Origin of the sequence: Pseudomonas sp. SAS7, assembly GCF_052112345.1 — a bacterium.
GTDB lineage: Bacteria > Pseudomonadota > Gammaproteobacteria > Pseudomonadales > Pseudomonadaceae > Aquipseudomonas > Aquipseudomonas putida_Q.
The window spans coordinates 70,589-92,606 of sequence record NZ_JBEGGO010000002.1; the positions used below are offsets into that span (position 1 = coordinate 70,589).

The 22,018-nt window shown below is 62.9% G+C and carries 26 protein-coding genes; 13 read left to right on the forward strand and 13 right to left on the reverse strand.

What is annotated here, in order from left to right; all coding sequences use genetic code 11:
- Nucleotides 1–72 precede the first annotated feature (72 nt).
- Nucleotides 73–621 carry a gamma carbonic anhydrase family protein gene (locus ABI582_RS03845; RefSeq protein ID WP_016497395.1) on the forward strand — a complete coding sequence of 183 codons (549 nt, stop codon included), beginning with the start codon at nucleotides 73–75 and terminating at the stop codon, nucleotides 619–621.
- A 120-nt stretch (nucleotides 622–741) separates the two neighbouring features.
- Nucleotides 742–1,392 (forward strand): HAD family hydrolase, encoded by a 651-nt coding sequence (locus tag ABI582_RS03850; RefSeq protein ID WP_442118456.1) that lies wholly within the window; start codon nucleotides 742–744, stop codon nucleotides 1,390–1,392.
- 117 nt (nucleotides 1,393–1,509) lie between these two features.
- On the opposite strand, the gene ABI582_RS03855 is transcribed toward ABI582_RS03850, so the two are convergent.
- Entirely contained in the window at nucleotides 1,510–2,583 is a 1,074-nt protein-coding gene (locus ABI582_RS03855; protein WP_442118457.1) for an aminopeptidase, read from the reverse strand.
- Nucleotides 2,584–2,667: 84 nt separating this feature from the next.
- On the opposite strand from ABI582_RS03855, the gene ABI582_RS03860 reads away from it, so the two are divergent.
- Together ABI582_RS03860 and ABI582_RS03865 are read left to right on the forward strand one after the other, a co-directional pair.
- Nucleotides 2,668–3,081, forward strand: a complete 414-nt coding sequence (locus ABI582_RS03860; RefSeq protein ID WP_016484245.1) for a PA0061/PA0062 family lipoprotein — start codon at nucleotides 2,668–2,670, stop codon at nucleotides 3,079–3,081.
- Nucleotides 3,082–3,136: 55 nt separating this feature from the next.
- On the forward strand, nucleotides 3,137–3,550 hold the full coding sequence (locus tag ABI582_RS03865; protein WP_442118458.1) for a PA0061/PA0062 family lipoprotein: 414 nt from the start codon (nucleotides 3,137–3,139) through the stop codon (nucleotides 3,548–3,550).
- 109 nt (nucleotides 3,551–3,659) lie between these two features.
- On the opposite strand, the gene ABI582_RS03870 is transcribed toward ABI582_RS03865, so the two are convergent.
- On the reverse strand, nucleotides 3,660–3,893 hold the full coding sequence (locus ABI582_RS03870; RefSeq protein WP_016497391.1) for a DUF1161 domain-containing protein: 234 nt from the start codon (nucleotides 3,891–3,893) through the stop codon (nucleotides 3,660–3,662).
- A 73-nt stretch (nucleotides 3,894–3,966) separates the two neighbouring features.
- Nucleotides 3,967–4,392, reverse strand: a complete 426-nt coding sequence (locus tag ABI582_RS03875; RefSeq protein ID WP_019470354.1) for an OsmC family protein — start codon at nucleotides 4,390–4,392, stop codon at nucleotides 3,967–3,969.
- A 154-nt stretch (nucleotides 4,393–4,546) separates the two neighbouring features.
- Between ABI582_RS03875 and ABI582_RS03880 the strand changes: the two genes are divergently transcribed.
- Nucleotides 4,547–5,551 carry an LLM class flavin-dependent oxidoreductase gene (locus ABI582_RS03880; protein WP_442118459.1) on the forward strand — a complete coding sequence of 335 codons (1,005 nt, stop codon included), beginning with the start codon at nucleotides 4,547–4,549 and terminating at the stop codon, nucleotides 5,549–5,551.
- A gap of 181 nt (nucleotides 5,552–5,732) precedes the next feature.
- Here the strand turns inward: ABI582_RS03880 and ABI582_RS03885 are convergent, their stop codons facing one another.
- Both ABI582_RS03885 and ABI582_RS03890 read right to left on the reverse strand, forming a co-directional pair.
- Entirely contained in the window at nucleotides 5,733–5,954 is a 222-nt protein-coding gene (locus ABI582_RS03885; protein ID WP_258654449.1) for a DUF1161 domain-containing protein, read from the reverse strand.
- 101 nt (nucleotides 5,955–6,055) lie between these two features.
- A complete protein-coding gene (locus tag ABI582_RS03890) occupies nucleotides 6,056–6,271 on the reverse strand; it encodes a dodecin (protein ID WP_016497387.1) in 216 nt (71 codons plus the stop codon).
- 149 nt (nucleotides 6,272–6,420) lie between these two features.
- On the opposite strand from ABI582_RS03890, the gene ABI582_RS03895 reads away from it, so the two are divergent.
- The gene (locus ABI582_RS03895; protein ID WP_043198601.1) at nucleotides 6,421–6,744 is read left to right on the forward strand and encodes a DUF883 family protein; all 324 of its coding nucleotides are present in this window, start codon (nucleotides 6,421–6,423) and stop codon (nucleotides 6,742–6,744) included.
- Here the strand turns inward: ABI582_RS03895 and ABI582_RS03900 are convergent.
- A complete protein-coding gene (locus ABI582_RS03900; RefSeq protein ID WP_338745693.1) occupies nucleotides 6,741–7,637 on the reverse strand; it encodes a LysR family transcriptional regulator in 897 nt (298 codons plus the stop codon). The genes ABI582_RS03895 and ABI582_RS03900 overlap by 4 nt on opposite strands.
- Nucleotides 7,638–7,747: 110 nt before the next feature.
- Between ABI582_RS03900 and trpB the strand changes: the two genes are divergently transcribed.
- Both trpB and trpA read left to right on the forward strand, forming a co-directional pair.
- Nucleotides 7,748–8,965: a tryptophan synthase subunit beta gene (gene trpB / locus ABI582_RS03905; RefSeq protein ID WP_019470349.1), complete on the forward strand. Its 1,218-nt coding sequence runs from the start codon at nucleotides 7,748–7,750 to the stop codon at nucleotides 8,963–8,965.
- Nucleotides 8,962–9,771, forward strand: coding sequence for a tryptophan synthase subunit alpha (gene trpA / locus ABI582_RS03910; RefSeq protein ID WP_442118460.1), 810 nt, complete (start codon nucleotides 8,962–8,964; stop codon nucleotides 9,769–9,771). Before trpB ends, trpA begins: the two co-directional genes overlap by 4 nt.
- Nucleotides 9,772–9,882: 111 nt before the next feature.
- Here trpA and ABI582_RS03915 read toward each other — a convergent pair whose 3' ends face one another.
- Entirely contained in the window at nucleotides 9,883–10,215 is a 333-nt protein-coding gene (locus ABI582_RS03915; RefSeq protein ID WP_016497382.1) for a DOPA 4,5-dioxygenase family protein, read from the reverse strand.
- Nucleotides 10,216–10,267: 52 nt separating this feature from the next.
- Here ABI582_RS03915 and ABI582_RS03920 point away from each other — a divergent pair, with 52 nt between their 5' ends.
- Nucleotides 10,268–10,822, forward strand: coding sequence for an NAD(P)-dependent oxidoreductase (locus ABI582_RS03920; protein ID WP_442118461.1), 555 nt, complete (start codon nucleotides 10,268–10,270; stop codon nucleotides 10,820–10,822).
- 129 nt (nucleotides 10,823–10,951) lie between these two features.
- Here ABI582_RS03920 and ABI582_RS03925 read toward each other — a convergent pair whose 3' ends face one another.
- A complete protein-coding gene (locus ABI582_RS03925; RefSeq protein ID WP_442118462.1) occupies nucleotides 10,952–11,851 on the reverse strand; it encodes a choline sulfate utilization transcriptional regulator in 900 nt (299 codons plus the stop codon).
- Nucleotides 11,852–11,959: 108 nt separating this feature from the next.
- Between ABI582_RS03925 and betC the strand changes: the two genes are divergently transcribed.
- The 3 genes from betC (at nucleotide 11,960) to ABI582_RS03940 (ending at nucleotide 16,108) form a co-directional block, all read left to right on the forward strand.
- On the forward strand, nucleotides 11,960–13,477 hold the full coding sequence (gene betC / locus ABI582_RS03930) for a choline-sulfatase (RefSeq protein WP_442118463.1): 1,518 nt from the start codon (nucleotides 11,960–11,962) through the stop codon (nucleotides 13,475–13,477).
- Between the two features lie 14 nt (nucleotides 13,478–13,491).
- Nucleotides 13,492–14,415: a choline ABC transporter substrate-binding protein gene (gene choX, locus ABI582_RS03935; protein ID WP_442118464.1), complete on the forward strand. Its 924-nt coding sequence runs from the start codon at nucleotides 13,492–13,494 to the stop codon at nucleotides 14,413–14,415.
- A 127-nt stretch (nucleotides 14,416–14,542) separates the two neighbouring features.
- Complete coding sequence (locus ABI582_RS03940; protein ID WP_442118465.1) at nucleotides 14,543–16,108, forward strand: SulP family inorganic anion transporter; 1,566 nt, start codon at nucleotides 14,543–14,545, stop codon at nucleotides 16,106–16,108.
- A 130-nt stretch (nucleotides 16,109–16,238) separates the two neighbouring features.
- On the opposite strand, the gene aroE is transcribed toward ABI582_RS03940, so the two are convergent.
- Together aroE and hemF are read right to left on the reverse strand one after the other, a co-directional pair.
- Nucleotides 16,239–17,063, reverse strand: a complete 825-nt coding sequence (gene aroE, locus ABI582_RS03945) for a shikimate dehydrogenase (protein ID WP_019473736.1) — start codon at nucleotides 17,061–17,063, stop codon at nucleotides 16,239–16,241.
- A 25-nt stretch (nucleotides 17,064–17,088) separates the two neighbouring features.
- Complete coding sequence (gene hemF, locus ABI582_RS03950) at nucleotides 17,089–18,000, reverse strand: oxygen-dependent coproporphyrinogen oxidase (protein WP_019473737.1); 912 nt, start codon at nucleotides 17,998–18,000, stop codon at nucleotides 17,089–17,091.
- 134 nt (nucleotides 18,001–18,134) lie between these two features.
- On the opposite strand from hemF, the gene ABI582_RS03955 reads away from it, so the two are divergent.
- Entirely contained in the window at nucleotides 18,135–19,112 is a 978-nt protein-coding gene (locus ABI582_RS03955) for an NADPH:quinone reductase (RefSeq protein WP_338745685.1), read from the forward strand.
- Between the two features lie 320 nt (nucleotides 19,113–19,432).
- On the opposite strand, the gene ABI582_RS03960 is transcribed toward ABI582_RS03955, so the two are convergent.
- The 3 genes from ABI582_RS03960 to dprA all read right to left on the reverse strand — a co-directional run bounded on the left by ABI582_RS03960 (nucleotide 19,433) and on the right by dprA (nucleotide 21,885).
- Nucleotides 19,433–19,741 carry a hypothetical protein gene (locus ABI582_RS03960; protein ID WP_023047733.1) on the reverse strand — a complete coding sequence of 103 codons (309 nt, stop codon included), beginning with the start codon at nucleotides 19,739–19,741 and terminating at the stop codon, nucleotides 19,433–19,435.
- Nucleotides 19,742–20,187: 446 nt separating this feature from the next.
- Complete coding sequence (locus tag ABI582_RS03965; protein WP_011953122.1) at nucleotides 20,188–20,745, reverse strand: L-threonylcarbamoyladenylate synthase; 558 nt, start codon at nucleotides 20,743–20,745, stop codon at nucleotides 20,188–20,190.
- 42 nt (nucleotides 20,746–20,787) lie between these two features.
- Nucleotides 20,788–21,885: a DNA-processing protein DprA gene (gene dprA / locus ABI582_RS03970; RefSeq protein ID WP_442118466.1), complete on the reverse strand. Its 1,098-nt coding sequence runs from the start codon at nucleotides 21,883–21,885 to the stop codon at nucleotides 20,788–20,790.
- Nucleotides 21,886–22,018: the final 133 nt, after the last annotated feature.

The following is a 22,018-nucleotide window of genomic DNA, read 5'->3' on the forward strand; positions in this document are numbered from 1 at the left end:
CCCCATCTTAATTACAATCGACGCCGACCGCAGCAGGCAGCCTGCCTATCGGCACAGATGAGAGACGCTATCATGGCCATCCGAAGCTTCCAGCAACACACTCCGAAAGTTGGACTACGTGCCTTCGTCGACCGTTCGGCGGTTGTGCTGGGCGACGTGGAGATTGGTGAAGACAGCTCGATCTGGCCCATGACCGTGGTACGCGGCGACATGCACCGCATCCGCATCGGTGCACGCACCAGCGTGCAGGATGCCAGCGTGCTGCACATCACCCACGCCGGCCCGTTCAACCCGGACGGTTTCCCGCTGATCATCGGTGACGAGGTGACCATCGGTCACAAGGTGATGCTGCATGGCTGCACCTTGGGCAACCGCATCCTGGTCGGCATGGGCAGCACCATCATGGATGGCGCCATCGTCGAGGACGAAGTGATCATCGGTGCCGGCAGCCTGGTACCGCCGGGCAAACGCCTGGTCAGTGGTTACCTGTACATGGGCAGCCCGGTGAAACAGGCCCGGCTGCTGAACGACAAAGAGCGCGCGTTCTTCTCCTACAGCGCCGGCAACTACGTGAAGCTCAAGGACCAGCATTTGGCCGAAGGCTACGACCAACCGGAATGACCGCTTCGCGGGTAAACCCGCTCCCACCGGTACGGCGCCGGCCTCAGGCCCTGTGATATCCCTGTGGGAGCGGGTTTACCCGCGAAGAAGACCACGCAGCATTCAAAGTGGAACCCGCAAATGCATCAGCAAAACATCCTCTTCGACCTCGACGGCACCCTGACCGACCCACGCCTGGGCATCACCCGCTCGATCCAGTATGCCCTGGCCAAACTGGGCATCGACGAGCCGGACCTGGCCCGCCTCGAACATTTCATCGGCCCACCCCTGCTGCAGGCCTTCATGCAGTTCTACAGCTTCGACGAAGCCAGGGCCTGGGAGGCGGTGAACTTCTACCGGGAGCGTTTCCGCGTCACCGGCCTGTACGAAAACCTGGTGTTCCAGGGCGTGCCGGAGTTGCTCGAAGCCCTGAACGGTCAGGGCCGTACGCTGTACATCGCCACCTCCAAGCCGTGGGAATTCGCCCGCGAAATCGCCCGGCACTTCGCCTTTGACCACCACTTCAAGGTGATTTACGGCAGCGAGCTGGACGGCACGCGCACCAACAAGGTCGAGCTGATTCGCCACCTGCTGGATGAAGAAGGGCTGGACCCGGCGCAAACCCTGATGATCGGTGACCGCAAGCATGACCTGATCGGCGCGCGCAGCAATGGCTTGCAGGCGGTGGCGGTGGGGTATGGGTTTGGTAGCCAGGAAGAACTGATGGCAGAAGAGCCGGCCTACCACTTTGCGACCTTGGCCGAGATGCATCAGGCATTCATCAAGGCTTGAGGGCCCTAGGGGCTGCTTTGCAGCCCATCGCGACACAAGGCCGCTCCTACAAGAATCGCGTATGTCCTGTAGGAGCGGCCTTGTGTCGCGAAAGGGCCGCAACGCGGCCCCCAAATCTCACCGGTTAACCATTAACCCCTGCAACGCAGCCTTACGCTCTTCAATCGGCAACCGCCCCAACTGCTCGACCCGCTGGTAAAACCGAAGCCAATCCCCACCCACCTCACGAAACACCGCGGCAAATGCCGGCACCCACTGGTCATACAGCCCAAACGGCAACAACTTGGCATTATTCATCGGCCCATACATCCAGGCGTCATAGCGCTTGTCCCCGCCCCACTGGCCATCACGCACCTGCCGGTACTCACGCCTCAAACGCTCAAACTCGGCCTGCTTGGCCAGCCGTTTGTGCGCATCGTCCAGCGGCCCGCCATAAATCGCCTGCAATCGCTCACGGCTGGCTAGCACCAGCCGGATGAACTGGTCACGCTGCTGCCCCTGCTCCTCGCCAACAGCGGCAAGCCCACGCGCTGCACGCCATTGCCGGGTGCCTTCCTGCTCGACAAAGGAGGCAAACGATTCGTTGAACTCGGTATCGTCCTGCACATAAAAGCGCTGGTGAGCCAGCTCATGGAAAATCAGCGTGGCCAGGCGCTCGTCGCCCCAATTGACCATGGACGACAAGATCGGGTCGTCGAACCAGCCCAGCGTCGAGTAGGCCTCCACCCCACCTACGTACACATCCAGGCCTTCCTGTCGCATCAACGCCGCTGCACCTCGTGCCGCGCCTTGCTGGTAATAACCGCGATACGCCACACATCCCGCAATCGGGAAACAGTGCGTCACCGGCTGCAACGACAACTCGGGCGTGGCGAACACATTCCACACCACATAAGGCCGGGCTATGTCGGCATACACCCGGTAACTCCGGTTATCCGGCAGTTTCAACTGCTGGCTCGCGAACACCCGCGCCTGTTCCGCATGCGCCAGGCGCTCACGCAGTTGCGGTGACGTGGCCGGATCGGCCAACACCTGCCCAACTGGCTGTCGCGCACGCAGCAGCTGCAATTGGCCCTCGGCCAGCTGCCCATAGTAGGCCACGCTGCTGCAACCGTTCAGCAGGAGCGCCCCCAGCAGGGGAACAAAACGGGTGAAAACGCGGTCGAGTGCCCCAGGGCCTGAGCGTTGCATAAGAAAAAGTCGAAGCATCCGGGCTGTATGACTCGCTCAAGGCTAATTCGCTCCAAGACTATCTCGCCAAGGGGGAGTTTCGCCATGCGTGCATTGTTGGTCGCCGGTTCACTGTTGCTGATATCCGCCTGTTCCACGTTGCCAGCCCCGGACCCGAACCAGGCCTGGATCGACCTTACCCCCTACGACAACACCTCGCTGGACGCCGTGCAGGTCGATGAGCGTGACTGGGCCGACAGCCGCTATTTCGAAGTACAGCCCGGCAGCCACGAGCTGACCGTGCGCTACCAGTTCCCGGTCACACCCAGCAATATAGGCCCGGTCGACGAGCCGTTGTGGCGCGATTGCCAAGTCAAACTGACCTTCAAGGACTTTGGCGCCGGCCAGCGCTATCAGCTGCACGCTGGCAGTATCGGCTTCCGCCCCTGGATCAAGCTCTACGACGACCAGCAGAAAATGGTCGGCCAAGGCTTGCCTGCAGGCTGCCAACGCACCTGAACCGCACAAACGGCGCTATGCTTGTTACTTGTAAATCGCAAGTGGGAGTTTTGCCATGCGCCAGCCCATGATGCTGATCGCCCTCAGTGCACTGGGGGCTTGCGCCAGCCCCTTGCCCCCCGTCGACCCCAAGCAGGCCTGGGTTGATCTGTACACCATGACCCCCGGCCGGGTGATCATGGCCGACCGCCTCGATGGCAAGCGCCTGGAGGACGGCCGTTACTTTCAGGTAACGCCCGGCAAGCACGAACTGGTGGTGCGCTTCGATTATGAAATCTATTCGGGCGGCGTCATGTCCCAACCCAGGGACCGAACCTGCTACCTGACCGTGCGCTTTGACGACTTCAAGGCCGGCGAGCGTTATCGCCTGGAAGCGCGGGCACCGGTGATGGAACCGCAGGTGCTGCTGTACGACGCCAGCCGCAAGGTGCTGGTGAACGAGCCAAGCAACGTGTTTTGCATTCCGTGAGCTGGGGCTGCTTTGCAGCCCATTCGCAGCACAAGGCTGCTCCTACAAAGATCGCGTACCTTTGTAGGAGCAGCCTTGTGCTGCGATGGGCCGCAAAGCGGCCCCGGATCTACCGATCATTCTTCTGGTAAATGATCTTCTTCGTCCCGCCATCGCAAGTGCCGACGACCATATTCTGGTCCTTGACCTCACTGTTGGGCACGATCTCCAGGGTGTAGGACGGCACACCCTGAGCCTGGATCTTGGCCTCGATCTCGGCTTTGAGCTCCTCGCACGGCTTGACCGCCGCCAACGTGGAGGTGGCGACCAGGGAAGCCAACACGGCGATTGCTACGCGAATCATGGAACGGCTCCTGAAAAGGCAGCGTGCTGCCGATGCTGTTTAGACTACAGCAAACCGCCTCCGTTGCGCCGCTTCAGCCCACCAGCGCCGCATCCAGGCTGATTTTTGCGTTCAGCACCTTGGACACCGGGCACCCTTCCTTGGCCTTGTTGGCAATCTCCAGGAACTGCGCCTCGCTTGCCCCCGGTACCTTGGCCCGGAGCACCAGATGCACGGCCGTAATGGCAAAACCATCCGGCAGCTTGTCGAGCGTCACCTCGGCAGCGGTGTCGATCCGGTCCGCAGTCAGCCCTGCTTCACCGAGCATCATCGACAACGCCATCGAGAAACAGCCGGCATGCGCGGCGCCAATCAGCTCCTCCGGGTTGGTGCCGGGCGTGCCCTCGAAACGGGTGTTGAAGCCATACGGGTTCTGCTTGAGCGCGCCGCTTTCGGTAGAAAGCAGGCCCTTGCCATCCTTCAAGCCACCTTGCCAGATCGCCGATGCTGTCTTTTTCATACTGCCTCCTGGTCATTCGGTTACGTGGTTATGGATTCAGAGGCCCGCCGCTTACGGCAAGTTCAGACCAATCGCACAGCAAACATTGAATCCCCCGAATATGCCCATACAGAGTTACAAAGGCCTCTGGCCAACCACCTTTGCGGAGGCTCCCATGACGCAGCTGCGTGACCTGAAAATATCCACCCTCGACCTGGTGCCCGTGCGCGCCGACGCCGGCCCCGCGCAGTCGCTGCGCAACTCGCTGGACCTGGCGCAACACGTCGAGCGTTTTGGCTACAACCGCTTCTGGGTGGCCGAGCACCACAACATGGACGGCATCGCCAGTTCGGCAACGTCGGTGCTGATCGGCTATCTGGCCGGTGGCACTTCGACCATTCGCGTGGGCTCTGGTGGGGTGATGCTGCCCAACCACGCGCCACTGGTGATCGCCGAGCAATTCGGCACCCTGGCCAGCCTGTACCCGGGGCGTATCGACCTGGGCCTGGGCCGTGCGCCGGGCTCGGACCAGATGACCGCCTACGCCCTGCGCCGCGACCGTGCCGGCGGCCCGGACGACTTCCCGGACGATGTCGAGGAACTGTCGCGCTACCTCGGCCCGCGTACCGACGATCAAAAAGTGATCGCCGTGCCGGGGCACGACACTGACGTGCCCATGTGGCTGCTCGGTTCCAGCCTGTTCAGCGCCCAGCTGGCGGGCATGCGCGGCATGCCCTATGCCTTTGCCTCACACTTCGCGCCGCGCTACATGCACGAGGCGATCCGCGTTTACCGCAATCATTTCAAGCCCTCGACCACGCTAGACAAGCCGTATGTGATGCTGGGCATCCCCATGGTGGTGGCAGAAACCGACGAAAAGGCCGAATACCTGGCAACCTCGGTGTACCAGCGCATCCTGGCGCTGATTCGTGGCCAGAGCCTGATGCAGAAGCCGCCGGTAGAAAGCATGGACGGGCTGTGGTTGCCCCATGAGCGGGATACGGTAGGCAGTTTCCTCGGCCTGGCGATGATCGGCAGCCCGCAAAAGGTCAGGGCCAAGGTGGAGGTGCTGCTGGAGCAGACCGGGGCGGACGAGCTGATCTTTACCTGTGACCTGTATGAGCATGCGGACCGGATCCGGTCCTATGAGCTGTTGGCGCAGGCCCTCAAGACCGCCTGACCTTGCCAGGGCAGGCTGAGGCGTTCAGTTGTAGGAGCGGCCTTGTGTCGCGAAAGGGCTGCGCAGCAGCCCCAAGGTATGAGCGCAGATGCACAAATTGTCGGGGCTGCTTTGCAGCCCTATCGCGACACAAGGCCGCTCCTACAGGTATCGCGCTGCCTTCAGCCTTGCGCTCAGCTCATCAACCGCGGCGGTACACAATTTCCTTGGTACCCGCCTCGCAGGTGCCAATCACCTTGCCGGCCGGCTCGCCCTTGTTGACGACCTCCAGCTTGTAGCCAGTAACCCCTTTGGCATCGAGCTTGGCGGCAATTTCTGCCTTCAGCTCTTCGCACGGCTTGCCCGCCGCCAGCGCACCACCGGCCAGTGTCATCAGGCCCAGCGCCAGAATCAGTTTGTTCATCGATCGCTTTCCTTGTGCAGATGAAATCAGAAAGGGCGCCCGCCAAGGCGCCCCTCTCCTGAATACCCCATTAGGCCGGGATCATCCAGCCCGGCAGTGTTTCAGCTGTTGGCGATACGAAAGCCCACCTTCAACGTGACCTGAAAATGCGCGGCCTTGTTGCCTTCAATATGCCCACGGGTATCGACCACTTCAAACCATTCCAGGTGCTTGATGCTCTTGCCAGCTTCGGCCAGGGCATTGTTGATGGCGTCTTCGATGCTGGTTGGCGAGGATCCCACCAGTTCGATCTTCTTGTACGTGTGATGGTCAGTCATGTTCACGCTCCTTGGATAACGGTGAAATTCAGCCTAGCAGGGTAGGCCCGGTTTACCTGCGAGCCATCCGCCAAGGTGAAAGTTCGATCGCACTTTCGCGCCGGCCAAGGGTCGCAACCTTACAGCCCATACTGCAAAGGAGAGTCAACATGCACCGCAACTCGCTGCGTAAAACATCCCTGGAAAGCATGGAAGCGGAGATCGAAAGCCTTCTGAAAAGCCTGGAAAACCTCAAGCATGACGCCTCGGAAGAGTCCCAGAAGTCGGTGAAGGCAATCCGCAGCAACGCCGAAAGCGCGCTGAAACACTCGCGTAGCCTGCTCAGCGATGCTTACGAGGAAGTGAAGACTCGCACCCGCCAGACCGGTATTGCCACCCGTGATTACGCACAGGAGCACCCGGTTACAACGGCAGGCGTGGCGATTGGCGCCCTCGGCCTGCTGGCGGCCTATCTGCTGACCCGTCGCAACTAACCCGCCTGGCGTTCCAATTCGCGGCGCAGCCACTGCGCCAACTGCTCGGCGCGCCCATCTGCGGCGCGCCGCGGCACCCACAAGGCCAGCGCTGCCCGGGTAGGGGAAAAGCCCCACGGCGCGGTGAGGCGCCCGGCCCTCAAGTCATCAGCCACCAGCGGCTGTGGCGCGATGGCCACCCCAAGGCCTGCAACCGCAGCCTCCAGCAAATAGTACAAATGCTCGAACGCCTGGCCGTACTGCAACCCGGCCGGGTCCAATCCCTGTTGCCCAGCCCATGTCGGCCATGCTTGTGGCCGCGAGGTGGTATGCAACAGGGCCTCCTCCAGCAGGGCTTTGGCGGGCGCATCTCGCAAGCGATCGAAGCCGGCAAAATGCGGGCTAAGCACCGGCCCGATACGCTCCTCAGCCAGCACATGCACCTGCATGTCCGCCGGCCATGGGGGTTCAGCGTATACCAGCAATGCATCGAGCCCTGGACGACGCGGGTCGAGGTCACCTTCACCTGCGGACAAGTGCAGGCGCAACTCAGGCAAATCCGCCTTCAGGCGACCTAGCCTGGGGATAAACCAACGCGCTAGCAGGCTCCCCGAGCAGCCCAGCACAAACGGCGCCTCGCTGACATCGCGGCTGAGTTCTGTACACACGCTGCGCAACCGGTCGAAGGCCTCACCGCTGGCATCGCGCAGACGCACACCGGCATCTGTGAGTTTGATGCCACGCCCGTCCTTGACGAAAAGCGCCACCCCCAGGTGCTCCTCAAGCACCTTGATCTGCCGGCTGACAGCGCCATGGGTAACATGCAGCGCTTCAGCCGCCTGGCTGACGCTGTTGAGCCTGGCGGTAGCCTCGAAGGCGCGCAGGGCATTCAGGGGAGGGAGGTCGTGGGCCATGTTACCTGTGAGTTTTTCTGACAAGTTTGCGCAATCTTATCGGTTTTCAGCCGGGCTTGCCGTGGTTAGAGTAAAGCCCATCACTCATTCATTACGCCCTGGAGCGCCCCATGACCCAGTCCCAATACCGCCCCGGCCCCGACGCCAATGGCCTGTTCGGCTCGTTCGGCGGCCGCTACGTGGCCGAAACCCTCATGCCACTGGTGCTGGACCTGGCCCGCGAATACGAAGCGGCCAAGGCAGACCCCAAGTTCCTCGAAGAACTGGCCTACTTCCAGCGCGACTACATCGGCCGCCCCAACCCGCTGTACTTCGCCGAGCGCCTGACCGAGCACTGTGGCGGCGCCAAGATCTTCTTCAAGCGTGAAGAGCTCAACCACACCGGCGCGCACAAGGTGAACAACTGCATCGGCCAGGTGCTGCTGGCGAAGCGCATGGGCAAAAAGCGCCTGATCGCCGAAACCGGCGCCGGCATGCACGGCGTGGCCACAGCCACCGTCGCTGCCCGCTTCGGCCTGCCGTGTGTGATCTACATGGGCGCCACCGACATCGAGCGCCAGCAGGCCAACGTGTTCCGCATGAAGCTGCTGGGCGCCGAAATCGTCCCGGTTACCGCCGGTACCGGCACCCTGAAAGACGCCATGAACGAAGCCCTGCGCGACTGGGTCACCAACGTCGAAGACACCTTCTACCTGATCGGCACTGTCGCTGGCCCACACCCGTACCCGGCCATGGTCCGCGACTTCCAGTCGATCATCGGCAAGGAAACCCGCGCCCAGTTGCAAGAGAAGGAAGGCCGCCTGCCAGACAGCCTGGTTGCCTGCGTCGGTGGTGGTTCCAACGCCATGGGCCTGTTCCATGAGTTTCTCGAAGAGCAAAGCGTGCAGATCATCGGCGTCGAAGCCGGTGGCCACGGCGTGCACACCGACAAGCACGCTGCCAGCCTGAACGGCGGCGTACCGGGCGTACTGCACGGCAACCGCACCTACCTGCTGCAAGATGCAGACGGCCAGATCACCGACGCCCACTCGATTTCCGCAGGCCTCGACTACCCGGGCATCGGCCCGGAGCACGCCTACCTGCACGAAGTGAAGCGCGTCGAGTACGTCAGCATTACCGATGACGAAGCGCTGGATGCGTTCCACGCCACCTGCCGCCTGGAAGGCATCATCCCGGCGCTGGAAAGCTCCCACGCCCTGGCCGAAGCGATCAAGCGCGCACCGAAGCTGCCCAAGGATCACCTGATGGTCGTGTGCCTGTCGGGCCGCGGCGACAAAGACATGCAAACCGTCATGAACCACATGGCCGCCCAGGAGAAACAGGCATGAGCCGTCTTGAACAACGCTTCGCCGAACTGAAGGCCGAAGGCCGTTCGGCACTGGTCACCTTCGTCACCGCAGGCGACCCGGGCTACGACGCCTCGCTGCAGATCCTCAAGGGCCTGCCGGCAGCCGGCGCCGACGTGATCGAACTGGGCATGCCGTTCACCGACCCGATGGCCGATGGCGTGGCCATTCAGCTGGCCACCCTGCGCGCCCTGGAAGCTGGCCAGACCTTGGCCAAAACCCTGCAGATGGTTCGCGAGTTCCGTGTGGATAACCACACTACGCCAATCGTGCTGATGGGCTACTACAACCCGATCCACCGCTTTGGCGTGGACGCGTTCGTGGCTCAAGCCAAGGAAGCAGGCGTCGATGGCCTGATCATCGTCGACCTGCCGCCAGAGCACGATGCCGAACTGGCCACCCCGGCCCAGGCTGCAGGCATCGACTTCATTCGCCTGACCACCCCGACCACCGACGATGCGCGCCTGCCGCGCGTGCTGGAGCGCAGCTCCGGGTTTGTGTACTACGTGTCGGTGGCCGGAGTGACCGGTGCCGGCTCGGCGACCACCGAGCACGTGACCGAGGCCATTGCCCGCCTGCGCCGGCATACCGACCTGCCGATCAGCGTCGGTTTCGGCATTCGTACCCCGGAGCAGGCTGCGAACATTGCCCGCCTGGCGGATGGTGTGGTGGTGGGCTCGGCGCTGGTCGACAAGATTGCCCAGGCTAAAAGTGCCGACCAGGCAGTGAATGATGTACTCAGCCTGTGCTCGGCACTGGCAGAAGGGGTGCGCTCAGCTCGCAATTGATTGCGAGGGCTCCGCCCTCGTTCGCGGCACAAGGCCGCTCCTACAGGGTATTGCGATCTCCTTGTAGGAGCGGCCTTGTGCCGCGAAGAGGCCGGCACAGGCAATACAAATCTACCCCCCAAAAATCGACAGCTTCAAAGGCCGCACGGCCCCCATCCAGATCGCATGATCCCGGTGGTCCGCCAGTTCATCCCCGGTTTCCGGGTGCATGAACACCACCAGGCCCTTGCGGTACAGCGCCAACCAAGGCAAAACCACCCCTACCACTTCAGGCCCGAACGCCAGCTGGCAACTCCAGTCGGGGTGCGGCCCAACCGGCTTCTGATGCATGCGCCCCATGGTCACGGGAAACAGCCGCGCCGCCTCCTCGCACAGTTCGCGGGCCTGTTCCATGGTCGCTGCGTCGTAATAAACGTGGGCGTGGTAACCCTTGATCCTTTGCACGATAACTCCTGATTGCGGTCCAACCATCACCACCTGCAAAGGGAGTGATGCAGTGAAAAACGCCGAAACCCCAGTGTACAAACTGGTCCTGTTCGGGCCTGAAAGCAGCCTGGGCAATGCCCTGATGGCCGAGCTGCTGTCGCGCCAGCACGAAGTCACCGCCGTGGTCGATGACCTCAACCGCCATACCGCACGCCCGGGCCTGCACTCCAAGATAGGCGGCCTGGACGATGCCGACCAGGCAGAACAAAGCGCGGCAGGCGGCTCGGCGGTGATTGCCCTGTTGTCGGCGCTGGCCCCAGGTGACTTGCCGGGGCAAGCACGGCTGAGCGAGGCGCTGGTGGCGGGGCTTGAGCGTACGACTATACGCCGGCTGTTGCTGGTGGGCGATTTCGCTGTGCTGGATGAGCCGGCCAGGTACAGCGAGGCAGAGCGGGAATGTGTAGATCAGGTGGTTGATGGGTTGCAGCGCAGTGCTTTGCATTGGACCTTGATCAATACGCCGCAGGCTTTGCCTGATGAAGGTTGGGCACGCGTGGCGGCGGGTATGGCGGATATGCTGGAACTGGGCCTGCACCGGGGCGAGCATCTGAACTTCGTGGTCTAGATTTTGGGGCTGCTGCGCAGCCCATCGCGACGCAAGGCCGCTCCTACAACGACCGCGCAACACCGGCTGATGCGGTCCCCTGTAGGAGCGGCCTTGTGCCGCGATGGGCCGCAAAGCGGCCCCAAGATCTCAAAGGCTGCGCTCATCCTCCAGCCACCCCACAAACCGCTCGATCAGTGCTCCACGCCGCTTGCGCGGCGGCAGCACCGCGTAATACCCGCGCTGCGAGCGCAAACTCCCCTCCAGCGGCCGGCACAGCAGCCCTTGCTCCACCAACCCATCCACCAGGTGCCGCCAACCAATCGCCACCCCTTGCCCTGCAATCGCAGCCTGAATCAGCAACGTATAGTTGTCGAACCGCAATTGCCCCGCAGGCGGTGGGCTGGCCACGCCAAACCCGCGAAACACACCCGCCCAATCAAACCAGCGGCTGGCCTGCTCGCCCTTCAAATGCAGCAAGGGCAAACGTTGCAAAGCCACGGCTGACAAAGGTTTGCCATCCGTCAGGCGGGGGCTGCACACAGGGAAAACTTCTTCATCGAACAACCAGCGGCTTTCACCCTGGTGAAAGCGCCCATCGCCAAACAGCACCGCCACATCGATATCCGGGCGCAACATTCCCTGGCTGCGCTCACCGGTCACCAGGCTCACATCCACCTGTGGATAAGCCTCGTGAAAGCGTTGCAGCCTGGGCATCAGCCAGAAGGCCGCAAAGGCAAAGTCGGTGGCCACCTGCAGCACTTCGCGCTGGCCGCGCCCGCTGGCTTGGCCAATGCCGTCATCCATGGCTTGCAAGCCCTGGTGCACCTGTTCGAACAACAGCTGGCCGGCCTCGGTGAGCTCGATGCCCCGATAAATACGGTCGAACAGGCGCGTGCCAAGCTGTGCTTCCAGGCGCTTCACCTGCTGGCTCACTGCCGGCTGCGTGGTGCCCAGCTCCAGCGCCGCAGCGGTAAAGCCACGCAGGCGCGCTGCGGCTTCGAACACGCGCAAGGTATCCAGCGACAGGCCGGCGAGGTGTTCAAACATAAGCTCAGCTAATCCCGATCATTGCCCGCCATGGGCTTTACCCATGTTATCCACAGTCGCATCTTGGTAGGCAAGCACATCGCATAACCCTCAACGATGGAAGCCACCATGACGCGCCCGAATATCCTGTTCATCATGGCCGACCAGATGGCCGCACCCTTGCTGCCCATCTCCGCCCCTTCGCCCATCCAGATGCCGCACCTGAGCCGCCTGGCCGAGCAGGCGGTGGTGTTCGACTCGGCCTACTGCAACAGCCCGCTGTGCGCGCCGTCACGCTTCACCCTGGTCAGCGGCCAGTTGCCCAGCCGCATCGGCGCTTACGACAATGCCGCCGATTTCCCCGCTGATGTGCCGACCTATGCCCACTACCTGCGCCGCCTGGGCTACCGCACTGCGCTGTCAGGCAAGATGCACTTCTGCGGCCCGGACCAGCTGCATGGCTACGAAGAGCGCCTGACCAGCGACATCTACCCGGCCGACTACGGCTGGGCGGTGAACTGGGACGAACCGGATGTGCGCCCAAGCTGGTACCACAACATGTCCTCGGTACTGCAGGCCGGCCCGTGCGTGCGTACCAACCAGCTGGATTTCGACGAGGAGGTGGTGTTCAAGGCGCGCCAGTACCTGTACGACCATGTGCGCGAAAACGATGGCCGGCCATTCTGCCTGACCGTTTCGATGACGCACCCGCACGACCCGTACACCATCCCCAAGCGCTACTGGGACCGCTACGAAGGTGTGGATATCCCCATGCCCCGCGCCGAGTTCAACCAGGCAGAGCTCGACCCCCACTCGCAACGCCTGCTCAAGGTCTACGACCTGTGGAACAAGCCGCTGCCTGCGGACAAGATCCGCGATGCCCGCCGCGCCTATTTCGGCGCCTGCAGCTACATCGACGACAACATCGGCCAGCTGCTGCAAACCCTGGAAGAGTGCAACCTGGCCGACGACACCCTGATCGTGTTCTCCGGTGACCACGGCGACATGCTTGGCGAGCGTGGCCTCTGGTACAAGATGCACTGGTTCGAGATGTCGGCGCGGGTACCGCTGCTGATCCATGCGCCCAAGCACTTTGCGGCGGCTCGGGTCAGTGCCTCGGTATCGACCTGCGACCTGCTGCCAACCTTGGTAGAACTGGCTGGCGGCACTGTGGATAACAACCTGCACCTAGACGGCCGCTCGCTGCTTGGCCACCTGCAAGGGCAGGGCGGCCACGATGAAGTGATCGGCGAGTACATGGCCGAAGGCACCGTCGGCCCGCTGATGATGATCCGCCGCGGGCCTTACAAGTTCGTGTACAGCGAAGACGACCCATGGCTACTCTATGACCTGAGCCGCGACCCGCACGAGCGGGAGAACCTCACCGGCAGCCCGGACCATCAGGCGCTGCTGCAGGCATTTGCCGATGAAGCACGACAGCGTTGGGATATCCCCAGCCTGCGCCAGCAGGTACTCGCCAGCCAGCGGCGCCGCCGCCTGGTGGCCGAGGCGCTGGCCATCGGCACGCTGACAAGCTGGGACCACCAACCGCTGGTGGACGCCAGCCAACAGTACATGCGCAACCACATCGATCTCGACGACCTCGAGCGCAAGGCACGTTATCCACAGCCCGCACCCCTGGATTGAAAAGAGAGGCCGCCATGCACAAGTTCTCCGCCGCCGTGTTCGCCCTGGCCCTGGGCACCGCCACGGCCCACGCCGCCGACAGCGACGCGCAATGCAGTACCGTAAAAATGGCCGACCCCGGCTGGAGCGATATCGCCTCGACCAATGCCGTGGCCCGTCTGTTACTGGAAAGCCTGGGCTACAAGGTGAAGATCGACAGCCTGGCCGTGCCGATCATCTACGGCGGCTTGAAGGACGGCCGCGTCGATGTCTTCCTGGGCAACTGGATGCCGGCGCAGCAAGGCTTCCATGACAAGTTCATCGCCAACGGCGATGTGCAGCAGCTGTCGCGCAACCTGGAGGGAACCGAGTTCACCCTGGCAGTGCCCGACTATGTGTGGAATGCCGGGGTGAAGGACTTTGCCGACCTGCAAAAGCATGCCGACCAGTTCGACAAGAAGCTGTACGGTATCGGCTCCGGTGCGCCGGCCAACCTGTCGCTGAAGGCAATCATCGACAAGAATGAATTCAACCTCGGCCAGTGGAAACTGGTGGAGTCCAGCGAGCAGGCGATGCTGGCCCAGGTCGACCGGGCGGTGAAGAAACAGCAGTTCATCACCTTCCTTGGCTGGACCCCGCACCCGATGAACGTGAAGCTGAAAATGCATTACCTGACCGGTGGGGAAAAGTGGTTCGGCAGCAAGGGTGAGGTGTACACGCTGACCCGCAAGGGTTATCCACAAGCCTGCCCGAACGCGGCAAAGCTGTTGGGTAACCTGAAATTCACCTTGGACATGGAAAACGCCATCATGGCCGAGGTTGTGGATAAGAAGATCAGCTTCGATGACGCGGCCAGGGCTTGGGTGAAAACGTATCCCGAGGTGCTGGACGGGTGGTTGGCTGGCGTGACCACCAAGGCCGATGGCAATGCCCTGGAGGCCGTCAAAGCCAAACTGTAGTTTCAGACACGACGCGCCCCCTGTGGGAGCGGGTTCACCCGCGAATGGTGCATTGCATGTACCGACGCATTCGCGGGTAAACCCGCTCCCACAGGGGACAGTGGACCTTTGGAAATGTGAATATCTCATGCATCGCATCATTCACCTGCTGCCCTTCCTCACCTGGCTCCCGCGCCAATCGGGCCGTAGCCTGCGCCAGGACCTGCTGGTCGGCCTGAGCGGTGCCATCCTCGCCCTGCCACAATCCATCGCCTACGCCCTGATCGCCGGCTTGCCCGCAGAATATGGCCTGTACGCCGCCATCGTACCGGTGCTGATCGCCTGCCTGTGGGGTTCGTCCTGGCACCTGATCTGCGGCCCGACCGCTGCCATCTCCATCGTGCTCTACGCCAGCATCAGCCCGCTGGCCGTGGCCGGCAGTGCCGATTACATCACCCTGGTGCTGCTGCTGACCTTCCTCGGCGGCATCTTCCAGCTGCTGCTTGGTCTTTTGCGCTTTGGCGCGCTGGTCAACTTCGTCTCCCACTCGGTAGTACTCGGTTTCACCCTAGGCGCCGCCATCGTCATTGCCCTGGGCCAATTGCCCAACCTGCTGGGCATGGACCTGCCCAGCCAGGCCACAGCACTGAAGACCGTACAGGACCTGGCCAGCCATGCAGGGGAGGTCGACCTGCCTTCCTTGATGCTGGGCCTGGCCACCGTAGTGATCGGTGTAGCCTTCAAACTCTGGCGCCCGCGCTGGCCGAGCCTGTTGATAAGCCTGATGCTGGTCAGCCTGCTGGCCTGGCTGTTGCCTGGCTACTTTGGCCACGTGCCGCGCGTTGCGGCATTCACCGGGCAGCTCCCGCCCTTCAGCTCGCTGCCCTTGCTGGATGTGGAGCTGATGCTGCGCCTGCTGCCCAGCGCCGTGGCGGTGGGCATGCTGGGGCTGGTCACCAGCCTGTCGATTGCCCGTTCGTTGTCGGCACGTTCGGAACAATTGATAGACCCTGACCAGGAAATACGTGCACAGGGCCTGTCGAACATAGCGGGGGCATTTTTCTCCGGTTACCTGTCTGCCGGTTCCTTCACCCGCTCGGGCTTGAGTTATGAGGCAGGTGCCCGCTCGCCCATGGCCGGGGTGTTCTCGGCGCTGTGGGTGGCGCTGTTTGCCGTTACCGGCGCCGGCCTGATCGCGCACCTGCCGATACCGGCCATGGCCGGCAGCATTCTGCTGATCTGCTGGGGGTTGGTGGACCATCGGGGGATTCGCGCGTTGTTCAGGGTCAGCCGCTCGGAGTTCCTGGTCATGGCACTGACGGCGGGGGCGACCTTGTTGCTGGAGCTGCAGACGGCCATCTATGCCGGGGTGCTGGCGTCGCTGTTCTTCTACTTGAAGCGCACTTCACGGCCACGGGTGCAGCAAAGCCGTGAAGGGGAGGCGGATGTGTTGCGGGTGGGCGGGTCGATATTCTTTGGCGCGGCGCATTACCTGCAGGTGCGCTTGCAGCGCTGCCAGGGGCCGCATGTGGTGATCGATGCGCGGCAGGTGAATTTTATCGATTATTCGGGTGTGGATATGTTGCACCGCGAAGCGCGGCGGTTGCGGCGGTTGGGCGGGAGTTTGACCTTGCACCGGGCCAGGCCGCAGGTGATCGAGGAATTGCAGAAGCTGGAAGGGGTGGAGTTGTGTCCGATCCGGTTTGAGGAGTGAGGCTGAGATTCTGGGGCTGCTGCGCAGCCCATTCGCGGCACAAGGCCGCTCCTACAGGGGATCGGCGTACGCCGTACTTTGTGGGAGCGGCCTTGTGCCACGAATGGGCCGCAAAGCGGCCCCGACAATTTCAGCCCCGAGCCAGTTGCCGGCGCAGTTCAGCCAACACCGGCGCCGTATCCGGCCGCACCCCACGCCAGATAAAGAAGGCTTCAGCCGCCTGCTCAGCCAGCATCCCCAACCCATCGAGCACCTTGGCCGCACCCAGCCGGGTAGCCCACGCGCAAAACGGCGTCGGCTCCTTGCCATACATCATGTCGTAGCAAACCGTGCGCCCCGCCTCGACCAGGCTGTCGGCAATCGGCGGCATTTCCCCGGCCAGGCTCGCCGAGGTGGCATTGATGATCACATCCACCGGCTCCTGCAACCAGGCAAACCCGCTGGCCACCACCGGCCCCAGCTCATCGAACTCTCGCGCCAGCTGCTCGGCTTTTTCCACAGTGCGGTTGGCCACCACAAGCGACTGCGGTTTGTGCGCCAGAATAGGCTCCAGCACGCCACGCACGGCGCCACCGGCACCGAGGATAAGAATGCGCTTGCCGGCCAGTTCGACCCCGGCATTCACCGTCAGGTCGCGCACCAGGCCAGCGCCATCGGTGTTGTCGCCCTGCAGGGTGCCATCAGCCAGCTTGCTCAGCGTGTTCACTGCGCCAGCGCGCTGGGCACGCGGGGTCAGGCTGTCGCACAGGCGGTAGGCCTCTTCCTTGAACGGCACGGTGACGTTGCCGCCGCTGCCTTGCTTGAAGAAGCCGCGTGCGCAATCGCTGAACTCGTCCAGCGGCGCCAGCAGCGTGGCGTATTCCAGGTCCTGGCCGGTCTGCTCGGCGAACAGGCGGTGAATCAGCGGCGACTTGCTGTGGCCGATTGGGTTACCAAAAACGACGTACTGGTCCATGACGGCTCCTTGTTTATCCACAAGCTTACTGGCCGAGCCAGTCGCGGTCCTGCAGGAAGTACTCGGTCAGGCGCGCTTCTTCGCTGCCGGGTGCGGCCTTCCAGTCGTAACCCCAGCGCACCTGAGGTGGCAGCGACATGAGGATGGATTCGGTGCGGCCACCGGATTGCAGGCCGAACAGGGTGCCACGGTCGTAAACCAGGTTGAACTCCACGTAGCGGCCGCGGCGGTATTCCTGAAACTCGCGCTGCTGCGGGGTGTAGGGCGTGTCCTTGCGGCGCTGGACGATTGGCAGGTAGGCGTTGACGAAGGCATCGCCGATGGCGCGGATGAAAGCGAAGCAGGTGTCGAAGTCCCACTCGTTCAGGTCGTCGAAGAACAGGCCGCCGATGCCGCGTGGCTCACCACGGTGCTTGAGGTGGAAGTAGCGGTCGCACCAGGCCTTGTAACGCGGATACACGTCGGCGCCGAATGGTGCGCAGGCCTGTTCGGCCACGCGGTGCCAGTGAATGCAGTCTTCTTCGTTGCCATAGTACGGGGTCAGGTCGAAGCCGCCGCCAAACCACCATACGGCCTCTTCACCTTCCTTTTCGGCGATGAAGAACCGCACATTGGCGTGGGAAGTGGGCACATGCGGGTTGTGCGGGTGGATCACCAGCGACACACCCAGGGCCTCGAAGCCACGGCCTGCCAGTTCAGGGCGGTGTGCGCTGGCCGAAGGTGGCAGGCCGGCACCAAACACATGGGAGAAGTTGACCCCGCCTTTCTCGATCACCTTGCCGTCGCCGATCACCCGCGTGCGGCCCCCGCCACCGGCTTCGCGCACCCAGGCATCCTCGACGAAACGGGCGCCGCCGTCTTCTGTTTCGAGGGCAGAGCAGATGCGGTCTTGCAGGTCGAGCAGGTAGGCTTTCACGGCCTCGGTGCGGCTAGTCATCGGGTCACCAGGAACGGGCAGGGAAGAATTCGCGCGTAGCATACCACCGCCAGCGCGCGCGCCGCAGTTGACGGCGATCAAGCAAAGGCGTCCGATAGAAGGCCTTTTCCCGATCCCGACTACAGGAGTGCGAGATGGCCAAGCGTATCCAGTTCAGCCAGCATGGCGGCCCGGAAGTGCTGCAGTTTGTGGAATTCGAACCCACCCCGCCCGGGCCCCAGCAGGTGCGTGTGCGTAACCACGCCATCGGCCTTAACTTCATCGACACGTATTTTCGCAGCGGGCTCTATCCACCGCCGTCCCTGCCTTCTGGCCTGGGTACCGAGGCGGCCGGCGTGGTCGAGGCCGTGGGCGAGGGTGTCACCCGCCTGAAGGTGGGTGACCGCGTGGCCCATGCCGGTGGCCCGCTGGGCGCGTACAGCGAGGTGCATACCTTGCCGGAGGCCAACCTGGTCAAGCTGCCCGACAACATCAGCTTCGAGCAGGCGGCAGCGGTGATGCTCAAGGGCTTGACCGTTCAGTACCTGTTGAAGCAGACCTATGAAGTGAAGGCGGGCGATGTGATCCTGTTCCACGCCGCAGCAGGTGGCGTCGGTTCGCTGGCCTGCCAGTGGGCCAAGGCCTTGGGCGCCAAGCTGATCGGCACCGTGAGTTCTGCCGAGAAGGCCGAGCGGGCCAAGGCGCTGGGGGCATGGGAAACCATCGACTACAGCCACGAAGATGTGGCCAAGCGGGTACTGGAGCTCACCGACGGCAAGAAATGCCCGGTGGTGTATGACGGCGTGGGCGCCGATACCTGGCTGACCTCGCTGGACTGCCTGCAGCCACGCGGGTTGATGGTGAGCTTTGGCAATGCCTCGGGCGCGGTGAGCGGGGTGAACCTGGGGATCCTGGCGCAGAAGGGCTCGCTTTACGTCACCCGGCCGACCTTGGCGACCTATGCCAATAATGCCGAGAACACCCAGGCCATGGCCGATGACCTGTTTGCGATGATTGCGAGTGGCAAGCTGGTTGTGGATATCCAGCAGCGGTATCCCTTGAGCGAGGCGGCCAAGGCACAGACGGAGCTGTCGGCGCGCAGGACCGTGGGGTCGACTGTTTTGTTGCCTTGATTGGTAGGAGACTGCGTTAGGGCGGACAGGTGTTTGCCTTGGTTTTTGTGGTGTTGCGCAGATCGAGCGCCGCCCGCGCGGCGCTTCGCAGCACAAGGCTGCTCCTACATTTGTTTCGGTCCAGTAACGCCTGTGCCTATGCGCGCGACCGCCTTGTTTGTCCGACATGATTTCGATGTGAACACCAGGGGCCGCGCGCCTTGCCTCAGGAATAATTGGCCCGAAACAGATGTAGGAGCAGCCTTGTGCTGCGAAGCGCCGCGCGGGCGGCGCTCGATTTCACAGGCGCTGAAACCCTCAAGGCAGGCACCTGTCAGCCCTCACACCTTCTTCTGCGGCTGCGGTGTCGACTCGATGCCATCGAGTATCGCCTCAATCACACCCTCTGCCATCTCAATCGCATGCAGGTTCGACCAGAACATGCCGCGGCCTTCTTCGCGCATATAGTCCAAGGCTTTGTAGCCGGTTTCGTAGGCGCTGCGCAGGTACAGGGCTACGTGGACCAGAGCGTCCTCGGCGGAAATGTTCGGGTTGACGGTGAAGAGAGGGTCATGGCCGGCGTCGCAGCGGCCGAAGGGGCGGGTGGAGGTGCATGGAAGGGGTGGATCGGGGACTATTTTCTTGCTCATGGGAATTCACCTGATCAGGGCGGCCGCTCAATCCGTTACCACACGAAATGGGTGGCAGCTGCACGCGGGGTGGTAAACCGGACGAATCCCAAACCCGGCAGGCTCGAAAGCCTCCCGCGCACAGCCGCCATGGCTGCCATTCAGAATTCGCACATCCGGGTTACCACACCCGATCGCCAAGTTATTCGGCGACGGTTTAAGCCTAAGGGCAGAGGTTCCCACTGAGAAGGTGATGGCAGAGGACGCGGCTCGTAGGATATTTCCCAAGCCGCAAGCTGGACAGCCATTTTGGCAAAATCAGAAAAATCTGCGGGGTTCTGGGGCCGCTTTGCGGCCCAATCGCCGGCAAGCCAGCTCCCACACCGACCGCACCGGCTTCAAGCCATGTGCAGTACCTGTGGGAGCTGGCTTGCCGGCGATCGAGGACGAAGCCCTCGCCAGCGGTATCAGCCCGGGCGCACAACCTCGCCGGTTGCCAGGTTGCGAATCACACTCGGGTTCTTCCGCCCCCCCAGCGCCCCGCCAAGCACCAGGTCCAACTGCCCATGGAAGTACTGCTCAACCCGCAACCGGGTCTTCGCTGCCGGGCGACCGCCGGGGTTGCACGAGGTGGAAATCAGCGGCCCCACCAGTGCGCACAGTTCACGCACCACCGGGTGGTCACTGACGCGCAGCGCCACCGTGTCATGCTGCCCGGTGACCCACTCGGGCAGCAGGTCCTGGTGCGGCACCAGCCAGGTATTCGGCCCCGGCCAGGTGCTGCCCATGCGGTCGATCCAGTCTTCGGGGAAGTCCTCGAACAGGAAGTCGAACTGGCGGATGTTGTCAGCGATCAGAATCAGCCCTTTATCCACAGGCCGCGATTTCAGCGCCAGCAGGCGATACACCGCGTCCTCGTTCCATGGGTCGCAGCCCAGGCCCCAGACCGCTTCCGTCGGATAGGCGATTACTGCGCCCGCCCGGATCTCACGTGCGGCTTGCTGCACACGAAAACTGCTCACCATTGCTGTTACTCCGCCTGAATACCTTGCTTGTGCGCAGTGTACTTAGCCCGCGCGGGCAAACCAATGCCCGGCTTCATTGCTGACCCGGCCTTCCAGCTCCAGCTCGGTCAGCTGCGCCAACACCTCGGCCAGCGGCAGCTCGCTGCAGTGCGCAAGGCTTTCGCTGGTTTGAGGCGCTGCATGCAGCAGGGCAAGCAGGGGATGGTCGAACCTGTCCACAACTGCAGGCGGCAGGTTCTGCCAACCCTTCAGGCTTTCCAGGATTTGCTCCACCGTTTCCACCAGCAGTGCCCCATCCCGGATCAGCTGGTGACAGCCCTTGGCCCCCGGGTGGTGAATGGAACCCGGAATGGCATACACCTCGCGGCCTTGCTCGGCCGCCAGGCGCGCAGTGATGAGCGAGCCACTGGCCAAGCTGGCCTCGACCACCAGCACGCCCAGCGACAAGCCGCTGATGATGCGGTTGCGCCGTGGGAAGTTGCCGGGCAGTGGCCCGGCATCCAGCGGATACTCCGAAACCAGCGCACTGCCGTTGTCGATCATCGCCAGCGCAAGCTCTTGATGGCGCTGTGGATAAAGTTTTTGCAGCCCCGTACCGAGCACGGCAATCGTGCACCCACCGGCCTGCAACGCGGCCCGATGAGCGGCACCGTCGACACCCACCGCCAGCCCGCTGGTAATGGTGAAACCGGCTTGCGCAAGGTAGCGGGAAAATGCCCGGGCAGTGTCGAGCGCCGGGGGTGTGGCACGTCTGCTGCCCACGATGGCCAGCTGAGGGCGGTCGAGCAAGGCCGGGTCGCCGGCAACGAAAAGCAGCGGCGGGGCATCGTCGATTTCTGCCAGCAAGGCAGGGTAGCCAGGGCCGTCCCACATCAGCAAATGCTGGCCGGGGCGCTCTAACCAGGCCATTGCGGCCAGCGCGCCCTCGCGTACCTCGGCACTGCGCCGGGCATCGATGGTGGCTTGGGGGATGCCCAACGCTCGCCAGGCCGAACCGGGAGCGCTAAGCGCGCTAGAGGCGCTGCCGAACGCATCCAGCAAGGTGCGAAAACGTCGCAATCCTGTCTCGGGCAAGCGATGCAGGCGTAATCGCGCCTCCAGTTCGGCAGGCGGGCAGAGCGACGAATGGTAACTGGGCATGGGGATCGTCCTTGATCGAAACAGGGCCATCTACGTGGCACAACCTGTGGATAACTCTGTGAGTAACACTTTGAAAACCTGTCCATTGGCTGGGGGCTATCAAGCCCATAGACACCCTAGACGAGCTTGCCAG